This is a genomic window from Gemmiger qucibialis, from assembly GCF_027689445.1.
GTDB classification, from domain to species: domain Bacteria; phylum Bacillota; class Clostridia; order Oscillospirales; family Ruminococcaceae; genus Gemmiger; species Gemmiger qucibialis.
Genome location: NZ_JAQFEN010000007.1, coordinates 130,313 through 145,377, shown reverse-complemented (window position 1 = coordinate 145,377; position 15,065 = coordinate 130,313). Strand labels below are relative to the sequence as shown.

Below are 15,065 nucleotides of genomic sequence, written 5' to 3'. Positions count from 1 at the left end.
GTGCCTCGCTCGCCGTATCGGCACTTAGAATTGTGCGGTATTGCCCTTGTAATCTACCGGCAGGCTGGTCCAGCGTGCGCGGAAGTGGAAAGCGGCATCCTTGGGCTGGCGCTGGCGGGTGAAAATACCCTTTTTGTTGCCGTTGGCACGCATAATGCCCTCGGTGGTCTGGAAGTCGGCAAAGTTCCACACCAGTTCGCCCTGCACAAAGTCGTAACTGTCAAACACATTGTGGTTCATATCCAGGTACTCGTTCTGGTACTCCTGGCTCCACATCACGCTGGGCAGTTTGTGCTCGCTGGGCATGGTGTCAGCGCCGTACTCGGTAAAGATCATCGGGCGGCCGTTCAAAACCTGTGCCCAGCCGTCCATCTCTTTGCGGAACGCCGTCTCGGCGTCCACAATGCACATGCCGCCCATCACATACCAGCCGTAATAGCGGTTCAGGCTGATGAAATCCGCAAACTGCTGACCCTTGCTGTTGTTGGGCAGGCTCATCATCACGATGGCATAGGTGCGGGGGCGTTTCTGGGGGTCAAGCTCGTGGGCCAGGTCAAACAGCGGCTTAAAGTATGCTTCGGTACCCTCGCTGGTGCACTGGGGTTCGTTTAGGATGCTCCATGCGATGACCGATGCGTGGTTCTTGTCGCGGGTGATCATATCGGTCAGGGCAGCCTTGTGGTTTTCCAGCAGCTTGGGGGTGGTTTCCTTTTCAAAGTAGCCCACCTTTTTGCCGTTGCCCTGGTTGGCAGCCAGGAAATTCATCGTGCTCTGCATAAAGCCGACGGCAGGCACTTCGTCAATGATCAAAAAGCCCTCTTCGTCTGCCATCTGGTACAGTTCTTCGGCATAGGGGTAGTGGCTGGTGCGGAAGCAGTTTGCGCCGATCCACTTCATCAGCTCGTAATCGCGCTTGACGGTAGCCAGGTCCAGGCCGCGGCCGCGGATGTCGGAATCTTCGTGCTTGCCAAAACCGCGCAGATACACCGGTTTGCCGTTGAGCAGGAAGTGGCCATCCTTAACTTCAAAGGTACGGATGCCGATCTTGTCAAAATATTCATCGATCACGGCGTGGCCATCGGTAATGCGGATGACGAAGTTGTACAGGTAAGCGGCGTGCACATTCCACAGCTTAGCATTGGTGATTTTCAAAGTGCCGGTTTTGCCGCTGGCTTCGGCCACCTTGGTGGTGCCATCCAGCACTTCCACCGTCACATCATGGCTGCCATTCGTGGTTACGGTATAGTCTACCTCGGCACCGCCGTCCACCAGGCGGTGGGTCACCTCAAAATCCAGAACACGCTCTTTGGGCAAGGCCAGCAGCTTGACCGGGCGGTGGATACCCGCGTAATTGTAGAAATCAAAGTACGGTGCCGCAACCTTTTTTCCGTTAGAAAGGGTGTTGGTCTGGCCTGCGGGCAGCATGTACTCGTTCAGTTCGTTGTTGGTCAACACAGTCAGCTTGTTGTACTGGTTGTACCGCACAATCTCGGTCACGTTGGCATCAAAGGGTAAAAAGCCGCCCTCATGGTTGGCAACTTCCACGCCGTTCACAAACACGCGGGCGCGGTGGGTGACAGAACCGAAGCGGATGGCAACATCCTTGCCGCTCCATTCACCCGGAACAAAGAAATCGGTTTCGTACCAGAAATCGCCGCAGTATTCGCGGGACTCCTTATCGGTAAAGAAATCGCAGAACGAAGCCGGGACCGGCATCGAGATGGGTTTGGGCAGTCCGACGCCCCAGCCGGCATCCATACCGTTGCTTTCGGGGTCGAACTCAAAGCGCCACATGCCATCCAGGCTGATAACGCGGCGTGCAGCGGAAGCGCAGGGGTACAGCAAAGATTTATTTTCCATAGCGTTGTTTCTCCTTGTTTCAATAAAATGAATGTTTTGCTCCAACAATTTTTCCGGGAATGTGGGGCCATTCGTTCAGTTTGGGTGGGGTTGGATACCAGACTGGGTGAAGTGTTTCCCTGAAATACGTTGGGCTTGCGTCATGTTGGTTCCGTGTTTTACAAAGGGCAATACCGCATAATTCTAAGTGCCGATACGGCGAGCGAGGTGCGGCAGATGCTAAGCCAAAAGCGCAGATAATACTGGATGCTGCAAAGGTGAGCGCCGCCAGTGGCGGAAACAGCGAACCGAAGCAGGGGCAGCGGTCGCAGAGTGCGAGGGGCTTTTGCCCCCGAAGCACGATGCGGGTACCGCAACCCGACATTATCGAGCATTTTTGCAACGCAGATGCCGTGCCGTAGCCGCCGGAGCGGTGCTTAAGCCGCAAGGCGGGAATTGTGCGGTGTTGCCAAAGGTTTTTGCGGTTCGGAAGTTGTTCGATGATTCTATTATCACATAAAACTGCCGGTATCGTTAGTAGATTTTTTGGGAAAACCCGCAAAATCTGCGAATAATTGTGGTGCCTGCCATTCGGCCCGGCCTGGGGACCGCACCACCATCGTAGAGTACGGCATGATACAATTTTGAAAGCTGCAATGCAGATAGGCCCACGGGACGATGGCAAGCATCGTCCCCTCACAAATCAGCTTCATGTTTCATCGCATACTTTCAGCACACAACAAACTTAATATTTTTGAGCGGCGCACCGCGCCGCGCTCCACCACCATTATTCTTTATTCATTATTCTTTATTCTTTTAAGTAAAGCGTCCGTCTTACCTTATAATTGCTATAATTGCTAATTTCTCATTCCTCATTTCTAATCGCAAACCCTCCCTGCCCATCGCTTCCCCCTGCATAATTTATGCTCCGATTTTCCTGTTTTACCTGTAAAATTTACTAACGCCATTCTTCCTGAACGTTCATAATATAGACACAAAGTTGTGGAACTGCGGTGAACAGTGTGGGGCTGGGTGCCGGAACGTTCCAGACAAGCGGAGGAAGAAATTCCATAAAGTGTACCTGAACAAGCCGCATTTTCAGCCTTTCAGATACACCCCAAGTAAGGAGAAAAGAAATGGCTAAGACAAGAACCCTGCCCGACAAGTATTATGACAAGGATTACGAAACAAACGGCATCCACCGTGTACCCCTGTGGCGCATTGCAGGCTTTGCGCTCAACAACACCGCAACCAACCTTTACCTGATGTTCATGAACTATGTCAGTTTTTATCTACTGGGCTTTGTTGGCGTTGGCATGGTTATGGCATCCAGCTTTACCATGGCTATGCGTATCTGGGACGGCGTAACTGACCCGTTCATTGGCTACATGGTGGATAAAACCAACGGCAAGTTCGGCAAAAACCGCCCGTTCATGGTCATTGGCAACATCATTCTGGCGGCTTCCAGCTTTATCATGTTCCACTTTACCCACAAACTGCCGGAAGGCCCCGCCCGCTTTATTTTCTTTGTTGTGTTCTGCTGCGTTTATTACCTGGGCTACACCTGCCAGTGCGTTGTTACCAAGAGCGCCCAGAGCTGCATGACCAACGATCCCAAACAGCGCCCCATGTTCGCTTCTTTCGATGGCGTGTTCAATACCATCCTGTTTACGGTGCTGGCTATTGTCGTTGCCAACATTGCCAACAAGTATGCTGATGTTGGCAACTATACCTCTACCCAGTTCTTCCATGAATTCTGGATGATGACCGCCATTATGTCCGCCATCTTTACCGTGATCGCCGTCATCTCCATTGCACCCAAAGACCGCCCGGAATTCTTTGGTACTGGCAAACCCATCAAGGTCGGCCTGAAAGACTACTGGGATACCCTGAAAAACAACCGAGCCATCCAGATGCTGGTGCTGTCCGCCTCCACGGATAAGCTCGGCTCCACTGCCAAAACCAGCGCTGTTTCCGTTGCTATGTTTGCCTGCATTGCCGGTTCCATCAAACTGCAGGGCAGCGTGACCGCCGTTACCACCATCCCCAGCGTCATCCTCACCTTCCTGGTTATCTCCATTGTTGCCACCCGCTTTGGCCAGAAAAAAGCCATGGTCATTGGCTCCATCGGCGGCATTATCTGCAACGTTATCCTGTCCGCCCTGTGGATTGTTGGCGATCCCACAACAATGACCAGCAACCCCGAAACCGGTGCATTGAACTGGGGCTACTTCCTGATCATCTATGTTGTGTTCAGCATCCTGTATGCCGGCTGCCAGGGTATTTCCGGCAATATCGTAATTCCCATGACCGCCGACTGTGCCGACTATGAAGTATACCGCTCCGGCAAGTATGTTCCCGGTCTGATGGGCACCCTGTTCAGCTTTGTGGACAAGATGATTTCCTCTTTCGCTCCCATGATCGCCGGTCTGGTGTTTGCTGCCTGCGGCTTTACCGACCACAACCCCAGCGTGGGCGATATCGTTACCCCGCAGCTGCGTGTTGGCGTTGTGTTCCTGGCATACGGCCTGATCACCATCGGTTTGATCTGCAACCTGATTGCCATGAAGTTCTATCCGCTGAGCAAAGAAAAGATGGCCGAGATCCAGGATGAGATTGTCAAGATCAAGGCAAAGGCTATGGCCGAAGCATAACCCCAAACCGAACCACATTCCCCGCGGGGCCGCCCGTCCATCGGGCGCACCCGTTGTTACAGTGAGGTACCTGTATTGGAAAAGCAAATGGAAATGGCTTCCGAAACCACCCAGAACTCTGCACTGCGCACCGATGAAGCTGCTAGCCACGGCCCCCTGTGGCGGCTGATTGACTGCGCTGTGACCGCCCACGCTAACCGGGCCAAAGTGCCGGTGAACCGCAAGGCCTACCTGCGGTGGTGCCTTCTTGGGGTATTTGGCGCCCAGCGCTTTTATGCAAAACAGTGGAAGATGGGCTTGCTCTACCTGGTCACCTGCTGGAGCGGATTTTCCATTGCCATGACAATGATCGACGCAATGATCGCCGTGCCGATGAAACCGGACGAAAACGGCATCATTTACCTGTAAAAACCTCCTCCCTCCGCCGCCCCGCAGGCTGCTGTTTGCCTGCGGGGCTTGCTGTGGATTCAGGGAAACAGCGCATGTTGGCAAAATTTCAGGGTAGCACCTGCATAATATGCCGAAAAGCAGCTATTGCTTTTGGTTATTATTTCCGGCAAAATTGCTTCCCATTTCCGCGCAGACATGTTAAACTAGAAGCAGTAAAGTCACACTTTTTAACGCCGATACGGCACACAAGAAAGGCGACCCGCCATGGATCAGATCGTTCAGCTGTTGTTCAACCCTAACCACCAGGCCCCCAGCCCGCTTGTGTTGGCGGTGTTGGTAGCGCTTGCCGTGGGCATGCCGCCCATCATGCGTTACCTGGCCGGGAAAAGCAACAACGATAACACGCGGGGCAAAAAATAACCCCTTTACCCGGTGGGCACGCGGCAGCGCCGCCCGCCGCTGAAAAAACGAGGTGCCTGATGCAAGCAGATTTACTGGACGTTCTGACCCGGCTGGCCTCCGCCAGCAACATCCGCTGCATGCGGGTAACGCCGCCCTTTGATGGGCTGGACCAGTTTGATTACGGCCTGCGCAAAGCGCTGGACCCCTATTTTGACTGGCAGGAATTCGGCAGCCTGTTGCTGCAAAGCACCCCGCCCAACACGCTGCTGTTTGCCGAAGGCACCTTTGAATTGCAGTTTGCGCTGTTCCGCATTCCAGACGAAGAAAATGCTGTGTTCATGATCGGCCCGTGGGCCACCGCCGAGCGCAGCGAAAAATCCCGCAGCTGGGCACGCCGTCACATTGGTGAGAAAGGCGATGACGCTGTACAGAGCTACTATAACGGGGTGCGGATTCTGTCGGACAGCGGTTTCCAGGCTTCCATCGTGGCAGTTGTTTCCATGATGTTCCCCAAAGAGGAATTCCACCTGGACCAGCAGAAAGAGTTTCTGCCGTTCCATTTTACCACTGACCTGCGCTATTTTACCGAACCGGAGTTCCAGCGGGAGATCCCGATCCAGATGCTTGAACAGCGCTATGCCAACGAAAATGCCATCTGGGACGCGGTGGCTTGCGGCAACACCGAAGCTGCGCTGAAATCCTGCCAGCAAATGGCACGCTTTACCTATGGCGGGCGTTTTTTCGGCTCACTGTACCAGACCAAGATCATGCTGACCGTAATGAACACTCTGCTGCGCAAAGCCATTGAGCGCAGCAACATCCACCCGTATTACATTGACGAGATTTCCTTCCGTTATGCCCTGATGATCGAAAACATGGTGGACGAGGAAAGCTGGCCGCTGGTGCAGACAATGGTAAAAGAGTACTGCGCATATGTGCGGCGGTATTCTTTGCAGCAATATTCACCGCTGGTGCAAAAGGTCATCAATACGATCAACCTGAACTTGTCGGACCAGCTTTCGCCCAAAAGCCTGGCCGCTATGTACTATATCAGCCCATCGTACCTCTCCAGCCTGTTCAAGCAGGATACCGGAACCACCCTGACAGATTTTATCAACACGCAGCGCATCCAGCGCGCGGCCAATCTGTTGAGCTCCACCGAGCAGAATATCTCGGTGGTGGCGGAGCAGGTGGGCATCCTGGATGTGAACTATTTTACCAAGATGTTCAAAAAGTCGATGGGCAGCACCCCCACCCAGTACCGCCGCCAGAGCCGCGCACGGTAACCCCAGAAAATAAAAGAACTACAAAAAGCCCATACCGAAAAGCAGAGACAGGGAAATCCCGCTTTTCCGGTATGGGCTTTGCCATAGGGAAAGGTGCAAGTAGGAGGTTATTGTGCAGAGAAGAAAAGCTTGAACAAGTAAAAAATGAGGAAAAGAGAAAATACAATGACAAAAATCAGTCCAGCACCAGCGCGCAGGAAGCACCAGGCAGCGCAAGGCTGGCGGTTTCGGTAGGGGCGCGGTGGGGCAAGGGTGAACAATAGTAACAATGCACCGCGCCCTCTCGTTGGCAGGCAGCCAACAGATACAGGGTGCCCGGCACCGCGCACAGCGCCCGCGGCCAATCGCCGGTGGGCCATTCGCAAAGGAAATGGCGGGTCGGGCCGCTGCGCTGCCACGCCGAGATGGTGTTGGGCCCACGGTTGCTGACAAACAGGGTGCCATCCGCCGTGGCGCAGGCACCACCCGGCCAGCTGCGCGGCTTGGGCACAGTGCTGGCTTGCACAGTGGAAACGGTGCAGCCGTCATGGTTCAGCACCCGCATGTGGCCGTCCAGCTCATACACACAGTCCAGCATGCCGTCCCCGGCATCCAACACCTGGCGCGGGCCGCTGCCGGTGGGCTGGGGCAGAGTCTTTACGCTGCCGGTGGGCAGATTATTTTCCAACGCAAGGCGGTACAGGCGGCTGTTGCCCAAATCCGCCAGGAATAACGCGTGCCCCACAGACTGCACCCAGTGGGCGTTGGCCCCTGCAGGCTGGAATTGCCACAAAATGCGAGTCAGGGCACTATCCACAGCAAAATATAGGCCGTTTTCAAAGCAGCTGCCATAAATCACATCGCCGCAGGCATACAGATGGCACAAGCCGCGGCCGGTAGGAATTTCAATGCGGGCGATCTCGCGCAGGGTCGTGCCGTCCAGCACATAGGCGGTCACATCCGCGCCATCCCCGCGTTCCGATGCGGCATAAATCCAACCATTTTGCCCCCGGCAGCAAAAGCTGGGGGCACGGCCATGCCGCAGGGTAGATAAAGTTTCCAGCGTTCCGTCCGCCGTTAAGCGGCACACCGCCAGATCATCGCACCCCGGCGCACCATAGCCGGAAAATAAAAGAGTGTGGGCCATTGGGAACCTCCGGGAAAAGTCAGGAGTCAGGAAGCAGGGGGAGAAGTTAGAACAATTAGGGCAATACCGCATAATTCTAAGTGCCGATACGGCGAGCGAGGTGCGGCAGATGCCAAGCCAAAAGCGCAGATAATACTGGATGCTGCAAAGGTGAGCGCCGCCAGTGGCGGAAACAGCGAACCGAAGCAGGGGCAGCGGTCGCAGAGTGCGAGGGGCTTTTGCCCCCGAAGCACGATGCGGGTACCGCAACCCGACATTATCGAGCATTTTGGCAACGCAGATGCCGTGCCGCAGCTGCCGGAGCGGTGCTTAAGCCGCAAGGCGGGAATTGTGCGGTGTTGCCTTAGGAATGAGGAAGTAGAAAGTAGGAATTGGTAGGGTGAGAGGTAAGGGAAAGAAGATGATCAGCATTAAGTAAAACGGCAGTTCCCGCTTGAAAACAACAAGCTTGCGTGATGGTTTTTTGGTGGTTTTAGGTTCCATGGTGTTTCCTCCTTTTTTGGCTGGGGGTTACGGTGCAAAAAACAAAGGCAAGCAGGCTGAACAGCCGCTTGCCTTTCCGGTAGGTTCCTGTTTTGTTATCCGTCCCCGATCGCCAAGCTCAGTGTTTGCTCTGCACAATAAACAGTTTTCAGTCTGTTTCTATGCTTTTATTGTACTCTTTGGCAAGGGGATGTTTCAATCCATAGGCTTTTACTTTGAATGGTGTTCTGTTTACATCATTGTTCGGTGTTGACGTTGAGGAAAAGCAGTCATCCTATCCCGATGAATGCCAATAATCAGCTTGCTGTCATTTCTAATTTTCCAAAAGTTCTTTCATCGCTCTTCCCAGCGCATCGTTCCAGAAAAACCAGTTGTGGTCGCCGGGGGCTTCGTACCAAGTCAGGGGCCAATTCGTCGCCTGCAAGGTATCGCGCAGGCGTAGGTTGGCGGGGTACAGACTGTCCTGCTGGCCGCAGGCCAAAAACAGGCGGGGCATGGGGCACGTTCCGTCGCGGAATTTCTCCACCAAGTCAAACAGATCATCCTGTGGCGGCACAATGCCGTGCGGGAAAATTGCCTGATCTTCATGCCAGCGGCAGAGCTGGGGCAGTTCGGCCTGGATTTCCGCCACCGAGGAAAAACCGGCGCACCCGGCGTACTGCTGCGGCGCAGTAAAAGCGCATTTCATAGCACCGTATCCGCCCATCGAAAGCCCCATAATATAAGTGCGCTCCGGTACGGGCTGAATGCCGAAAAACCGGCGGCAGAGCGTTGGCAATTCCTGATTAATGTAGGTGAAATACTTGGGGCCGCAGGCCATATCGGTATAAAAGCTGCGCTGCACTTCGGGAACGATCAGAATAGCCCCGTGGGTGCGGGCCAGGTGTTCGGCCTGGGTATAGCGCAGCCAGCCGGTGCAGTTGTCAGTCAGGCCATGCAGCAGGTACACCACTGGCGCGGCGGCCAAATTTCCGGTATCTGGCATGGTAACAAGCACCGATGTTGCCATGCCGAGAGATTCCGACATGACGTCACAGCGGAAAAATGCCATGGTTTGCCCCTCCTTCAAATTTGTGGGTTTGCCAGCGCGCGGCAGACGGCACGCATGGCGGGCTCGGTGCGGTCCCAGGCGCTCACGGTACTGGCAGCAAAGGGATAGTGCTGCAAAGCGTCCGGCTCGGCCAAGCAAACAGCACAGAAGCGCGGGTTGTGCGCAGCCAGCGCTTCGGCGGCCTGGGCGGCAGCGGCGGCTTCCTCACGGGTGCCAAAGGCGAATACCACCGCGGGCGCCGCGGCGCAGACATCCGCCAGCTCCGGCAGTTCTTCCACCGTGTGGTAGACAGCGCACTGGCCGCCCAAACGCCGTGCAGCCAGTGGAGCAAAGCTTTCCGTAATGCGATCGCCCTCCGTCACGCCAGTACCGGTACCGGACGCCCGCGCAATAAATAATGTCCCTGCGGGCAGCGGCAGCAGGCCGTGGGGGTCTTGTACCGTCACGCCGGTTTCGGCCAACGCATCCGCAAGGGCAGCATGATTGCTCCAATCCTGGCTGGCGGCATCGCGGGCGGGCATAGTCCAGCCCAGCGCCAGCTTGCATGCCAAGATCCGCCGCACCGATTCATCCACCCGCGCCATCGGCAGGGTTCCATCGGCCACAGCATCGCACAGGGCATGGATGCAGGGGGTCTGCACATCTTTACCGGTGGGGTCGGCGTTATCGCCGCCATTGCCAATAATCAGCAGGTCGCACCCGGCCAGTGCCGCCTGCACACAGCCCTGTGGTGCGCCGTACTGGTCCAGAATGGCGTGCATCTGCAAGCCGTCACTGATGACAAGCCCCTGGTACCCCAGTTGCCCACGCAGCACGCCCTGGATGACGGGCGCGGACATGGAGCAGGGCGTATCGGTGTCATCCAGCGCGGGGAAGCAGACATGCGATATCATCACGCTGGCAAGGTCCTCTGACATCGCGCGGCAGAAGGGCGTTAAACAGCTATTCATCAATGTGTCACGCGGGGTATTGTCCACCACAAAGCCGAAGTGTGTATCGGCACCGGTCTGCTCATGGCCGGGGAAATGTTTGCCGCAGGCCAGCACCCCGGCATCCCGCAGGCCGCGGGCCATGGTGCAGCCATAATCCGCGATGGATTGCACAGTTTGCCCATAATAACGGCGTTCCGCAGGGCCGGAAAGAGTATCCAGCACCGGCGCACAGTCCAGGTTAATACCCAGTGCCCGCAGCTCACCGCCCATCATACGCCCAACTTTGTAGGCGTTGGCGGGATCGCCCGTGCGGGCAATGACCATGGCGCTGGGAAAAACCGTGGCTTCGCTGCGCAGGCGGGTAACACAGCCACCCTCCTGGTCGATGGCGATAAGAGCAGGCAGACCGTTTTCCGCCATGACGGTGTGCTGGATCTCAGCGTTCAACTGCGCCAGCGCGGCCCGCCCGGCACAGTTTTTGCCAAACAAAATAACGTTGCCGATATGATTTTTGCGTAAAAATTCCCGCGTGCCCGCATCCATGCGGGATACCTCGATACTGGCCAGGATCATCTGGCCGATCTTTTCTTTCAATGTCATGCGGGAAAGGAGATTATCAATCGTGGTAGGCATAGAGCACCTCGAAAACAGGTAGGAGTTCGGAGTTGATGTGAATTAGAAATTAGCAATGAGAGATTAGGAATTGGCGGTAGGAAAAAGTCTAAATCTGAAAAGAATAAAGAATAGAGAATAATGAATAATTGTGGTGGACCGCGGCGCAAAGCGCCGCTCAGGAGATATTAGGTTTGCCGGTTGTTAAAAAGTGCGATTGGCTATTAAATGTTTTGTAGGGCGCGATGACCTCATCGCGCCGGGGCTTGCCACGAGGTAATCAAGAAATATGTACTTACCTTGCCACACCTCAAATTACTAATTTCTCATTCCTCATTCCTAAGGCAACACCGCACAATTCCCGCCTTGCGGCTTAAGCACCGCTCCGGCAGCTGCGGCACGGCATCTGCGTTGCCAAAATGCTCGATAATGTCGGGTTGCGGTACCCGCATCGTGCTTCGGGGGCAAAAGCCCCTCGCACTCTGCGACCGCTGCCCCTGCTTCGGTTCGCTGTTTCCGCCACTGGCGGCGCTCACCTTTGCAGCATCCAGTATTATCTGCGCTTTTGGCTTGGCATCTGCCGCACCTCGCTCGCCGTATCGGCACTTAGAATTATGCGGTATTGCCCTAATTATTTTGTATCAGGCCTTAATGCATCGTAACTCCTAACTTCAAACTTGCAATCGCCCCGCCAATGATTCCTGCGGTGTTGCGGTGGGCGGCAAGGCGGAGGGTGGGTTGGGGGTTGGCGTGCAGGCGGGCCAAAGTGGTGTGGCAGGCATCCAGCAGAAAATCGCCTGCCTCGCTGATGCCGCCGCCCAGGGCTACGACCTCCGGCGCAAAAATGGAGTTGAGGGAAACAATGCCGGTGCAAAGCTCGTGCACATACTGGGCAAACACGGCCTGCGCCGCAGCATTGCCGCTGCGGGCGCGGGCAATCAGGTCGGCGGGGGACTCGCCGCCGGCCATGCGGATCAACGCGGTGGCCGAAGCGTACTGTTCAAAGCAGCCGCACTGGCCGCAGGGGCAGGGCAGACCGTCGCTGTGGGTGATGATATGCCCCAGTTCCGGGGCCAGCCCGGTGGGGCTGCGCCAGCACTGCCCATTGATGACAATGCCCCCGCCAATGCCGGTACCCAGGGTGAGCAGAATACCTGTCTGTACATTTTGCAGTGCACCGGAACGCATTTCGGCCAACATTGCCGCGTGGCCATCGTTAATGACCACCGCGGGTAGACCGGACGCCCGGCGCAGCAACGCAGCAAGGGGCACATCTACCCATGCCAGATTATCCGCCGTAATGGTTTCGCGCGCAGCGTTCAGCGTGCCGGGCGCACCGGCCCCAATAGCCGCAACGTGATACGGTTCCAACTGCGCCGCAATCAGCGTGGCGGCTTCGGCAGGTTCTTTGGGTGTGGGGCGGCTCCACTGCTGCAAAAGGTTCAGCTGTTCATCAAAAATGCCGAACTTAATGCTTGTACCGCCAATATCAATACCGGAAAGAAACATGGTTGAACCTCGATGGAGCGTTGTGGAGAATTAGAAATTAGTAATGAGAAATTTGAGGGTGAGCGGAGCGAAGAGAAAAAAGAATAGTGAATAAATAATAAAGAATAATGTTGGTGGACCGCGGCGCGCTGCGCTGCTCAGGAGATATCAGGTTCGTTGTTTATTAAAACGTACCTTGGCCCACAAAACGTTCTGAATTCGCGGGATAGATGTCACAACATCTTTATAACGTGGAATAGGGCACTGTCTCGGTGGGGTCGGGTACCCCCGCCCTACCGTAAGACAAAGCCTTGCACCATTCTGCAAATTGCGGTATAGCGTCCCCGTTAGCCGATGACGAATCTCATCCTCACAAGCAATTCCTAATTACTCATTGCTAATTTCTAATGATTTCATACCGGACCTTGCCGCGCCACCAACTCCTAATTCCTCCCTCCTAACTATCTCGCCATACCATCTCCACCTGCCATCCTTCGCTCCATCCCACCAGCACGGCGGGGTGGCCGGGGTGGATGGTGCGGGGCAGGCCGAGCAGGGCGGCGGGGGTGGTAGATGCCATCAGGCAGGCGTCCTGTGCGGGGATCCCAATGCTCTGCAAATTGCGCACTGCACCGTCCAGATAAACACCGCCACCGTCCAGGGTGCCGTTTGCGCAGCGGCTCACACCGTTTTGCACAATATAATCTTGCCCGGCCACGGTGTAGCGTCCATCGGGCAGACCATGGGTAGCCACACTGTCGGATACGGCAATCATCGCTTCAGGGCCTTTCATATGGTAGACAAGCTGCAAAGCGGCGGGGTGCAGGTGAACCAGATCGCAGATGCACTCGGTGGTCACATTAGGATCCAGCAGAGCGGCGGCCACCACACCGGGGTCGCGGTGGCGCAGGGGGCGGCAGGCGTTGAAGGTATGGCACAGACCTGTAAATCCAGCAGAAAAAGCACGCTGGGCGGTCTCGTAATCAGCATCGGTGTGCCCGGCCTGCACCCGGATACCTCGCGCCGCCAGAGCTGCGCCAAGTTCCAGCGCACCGGGAAGCTCCGGGGCAAGGGTCACCTGCCGGATGACGGATTCATACCCCTGTACCAGCGTCTGGTACGCGGCGAGGGTTGGCGGCAGCAGCGCGGCGGGTGGCATGGCACCGGGACGCTCGGGACTCAAAAAGGGTCCTTCCAGATGAACACCCAAAATATGCGCGCCGGGCAGTTTGCCTGCGGCCTGCTGCTGCATGGCGGTTTGTACCACCGCCAGCGCCCGGCGCATGGTGGGCAGCGGCTCCGCCCCAAGGGTGAGCAGCACATCCGTTACGCCGTGGCACAGCAGGATGGTCAGGAACTCGGGCAGGGGGCGTTCATTCAGCTCCGGGTCAAAGCCCTGGCCGCCGTGGCAGTGCAGGTCAACCAGTCCGGGTGTTAAGGCCCAGACAGAAAAATCGGCCGGACCCCCGCCACCAATGGCAGTGATCTGGCCGTCTTCGACCGTCACGGTCTGATTGGCTAGGAATGTACGGCCCACCAGAAGTTTTTGAGCAAAAATTTTCATGGTAAGCACCAGTGTTAGTTAGGAGTTAGGAGGTAGGAGTTCATATGAATTAGAAATGAGCAATGAGAAATTAGGAATTTGTGGTGGAGTATAGGCGTATTACAATTTTTGATTGTCGTACCGTGAACGCCAGCGCGATGAGGGCATCGCGCCCTACAGGATGTTATATGGTTCATCACTCAGCTTCAAATAGCAGCAAACCTAATATTTCCTGAGCGGCGCAAGTGCGCCGCAGTCCACCAACATTATTCTTTCATTATTCTTTATTCTTTTTTAATTATTCATTCAATTCCTAATTACTCATTCCTAATTGTTAATTCTGAATTATAGGTTGTTCAGCGCTTCCGCAATTCTCCCGTGTGTTTTTTCCAGTCTTGCTTCCGCGGTGGGGGCGTCAATTTTACAGAGAATCATCAGGATAGCGGTTTTGGCGCTGTAACCGCACTGCTCAAGGGCGTTGCGGGCGGCAACACTGTCGGCACCGGTGGCGGTGCGCACAATGCGTACACAGCGCTCCACCAGCTTTTCGTTGCTGGCGCGCACATCAACCATCAGGTTGCCATACACTTTGCCCAGCTTGATCATAGTGGCGGTGGAAAGCATGTTCAGCACCATTTTTTGGGCAGTGCCGCTTTTCAGGCGGGTGGAACCGGTAATAACTTCCGGCCCCGGCATGGGGGAAATGCCAATGTCAGCCCGGGTGTCTATCTCACTGCCGGGGCAGCAGGTTACACTGATGACCGCTGCGCCAAGGCTGTGGGCATACTCCATCGCACCCAGCACATAGGGGGTGCGGCCGCTGGCGGCAATACCGCACAGAACATCCTTCTGGCTGAAATTCAGCTTTTCCAAGTCCTCTTTGCCAAGGTCGCGGTTGTCCTCGGCGCCCTCCACCGGGATCAGCATGGCGCGCTGGCCGCCCGCAATAACGGCATCCACCATATCGCGCCCGGCGCTGAATGTAGGCAGGCATTCGGCTGCATCCAGCACGCCAAGACGGCCGGAAGTACCACATCCGCAATAAATCAGCCGTCCGCCTTTTTGCAGCGCGGCGTAAATCACATCCACAGCTGCAGCGATCTGCGGCAGAACCACTTCCACCGCTTCGGCTACTTTTTTGTCCTCCTGGTTCATCAGGCGGACGATCTCAAGCGTTGAAACCTCATCAATATGGCTGGTTGCCGGGTTCCGCTGCTCGGTTGAAATATGATCCAGTTTTACCATAAACAATTCCTCGC

The 15,065-nt window shown here is 55.7% G+C and carries 12 protein-coding genes; 4 read left to right on the top strand and 8 right to left on the bottom strand.

Features of this window, described 5'->3' with window-relative positions:
- Positions 1-24: 24 nt before the first annotated feature.
- A complete protein-coding gene (uidA, locus tag PG062_RS11420; protein ID WP_270752386.1) occupies positions 25-1,860 on the bottom strand; it encodes a beta-glucuronidase in 1,836 nt (611 codons plus the stop codon).
- 1,115 nt (positions 1,861-2,975) lie between these two features.
- Between uidA and PG062_RS11415 the strand changes: the two genes are divergently transcribed.
- The 4 genes from PG062_RS11415 to PG062_RS11400 all read left to right on the top strand — a co-directional run bounded on the left by PG062_RS11415 (position 2,976) and on the right by PG062_RS11400 (position 6,571).
- Positions 2,976-4,493: an MFS transporter gene (locus PG062_RS11415; protein WP_270752385.1), complete on the top strand. Its 1,518-nt coding sequence runs from the start codon at positions 2,976-2,978 to the stop codon at positions 4,491-4,493.
- A 75-nt stretch (positions 4,494-4,568) separates the two neighbouring features.
- On the top strand, positions 4,569-4,901 hold the full coding sequence (locus PG062_RS11410) for a TM2 domain-containing protein (RefSeq protein ID WP_114000360.1): 333 nt from the start codon (positions 4,569-4,571) through the stop codon (positions 4,899-4,901).
- 246 nt (positions 4,902-5,147) lie between these two features.
- Entirely contained in the window at positions 5,148-5,303 is a 156-nt protein-coding gene (locus tag PG062_RS11405; RefSeq protein WP_158538878.1) for a hypothetical protein, read from the top strand.
- A 59-nt stretch (positions 5,304-5,362) separates the two neighbouring features.
- Positions 5,363-6,571, top strand: coding sequence for a helix-turn-helix domain-containing protein (locus tag PG062_RS11400; protein ID WP_270752384.1), 1,209 nt, complete (start codon positions 5,363-5,365; stop codon positions 6,569-6,571).
- Positions 6,572-6,746: 175 nt separating this feature from the next.
- On the opposite strand, the gene PG062_RS11395 is transcribed toward PG062_RS11400, so the two are convergent.
- From PG062_RS11395 to murQ, 7 genes are all read right to left on the bottom strand, one after another.
- A complete protein-coding gene (locus PG062_RS11395) occupies positions 6,747-7,697 on the bottom strand; it encodes a lactonase family protein (RefSeq protein WP_270752383.1) in 951 nt (316 codons plus the stop codon).
- Positions 7,698-8,006: 309 nt separating this feature from the next.
- Complete coding sequence (locus PG062_RS11390; RefSeq protein WP_270752382.1) at positions 8,007-8,180, bottom strand: hypothetical protein; 174 nt, start codon at positions 8,178-8,180, stop codon at positions 8,007-8,009.
- Positions 8,181-8,493: 313 nt separating this feature from the next.
- The gene (locus tag PG062_RS11385) at positions 8,494-9,231 is read right to left on the bottom strand and encodes an alpha/beta hydrolase (protein WP_270752381.1); all 738 of its coding nucleotides are present in this window, start codon (positions 9,229-9,231) and stop codon (positions 8,494-8,496) included.
- Positions 9,232-9,245: 14 nt separating this feature from the next.
- Positions 9,246-10,796: a glycoside hydrolase family 3 protein gene (locus PG062_RS11380; RefSeq protein WP_270752380.1), complete on the bottom strand. Its 1,551-nt coding sequence runs from the start codon at positions 10,794-10,796 to the stop codon at positions 9,246-9,248.
- 627 nt (positions 10,797-11,423) lie between these two features.
- The gene (locus PG062_RS11375) at positions 11,424-12,284 is read right to left on the bottom strand and encodes an ROK family protein (protein WP_270752379.1); all 861 of its coding nucleotides are present in this window, start codon (positions 12,282-12,284) and stop codon (positions 11,424-11,426) included.
- 436 nt (positions 12,285-12,720) lie between these two features.
- Entirely contained in the window at positions 12,721-13,827 is a 1,107-nt protein-coding gene (locus tag PG062_RS11370; RefSeq protein WP_270752378.1) for an N-acetylglucosamine-6-phosphate deacetylase, read from the bottom strand.
- A gap of 324 nt (positions 13,828-14,151) precedes the next feature.
- The gene (gene murQ, locus PG062_RS11365; RefSeq protein ID WP_270752377.1) at positions 14,152-15,057 is read right to left on the bottom strand and encodes an N-acetylmuramic acid 6-phosphate etherase; all 906 of its coding nucleotides are present in this window, start codon (positions 15,055-15,057) and stop codon (positions 14,152-14,154) included.
- Positions 15,058-15,065: the final 8 nt, after the last annotated feature.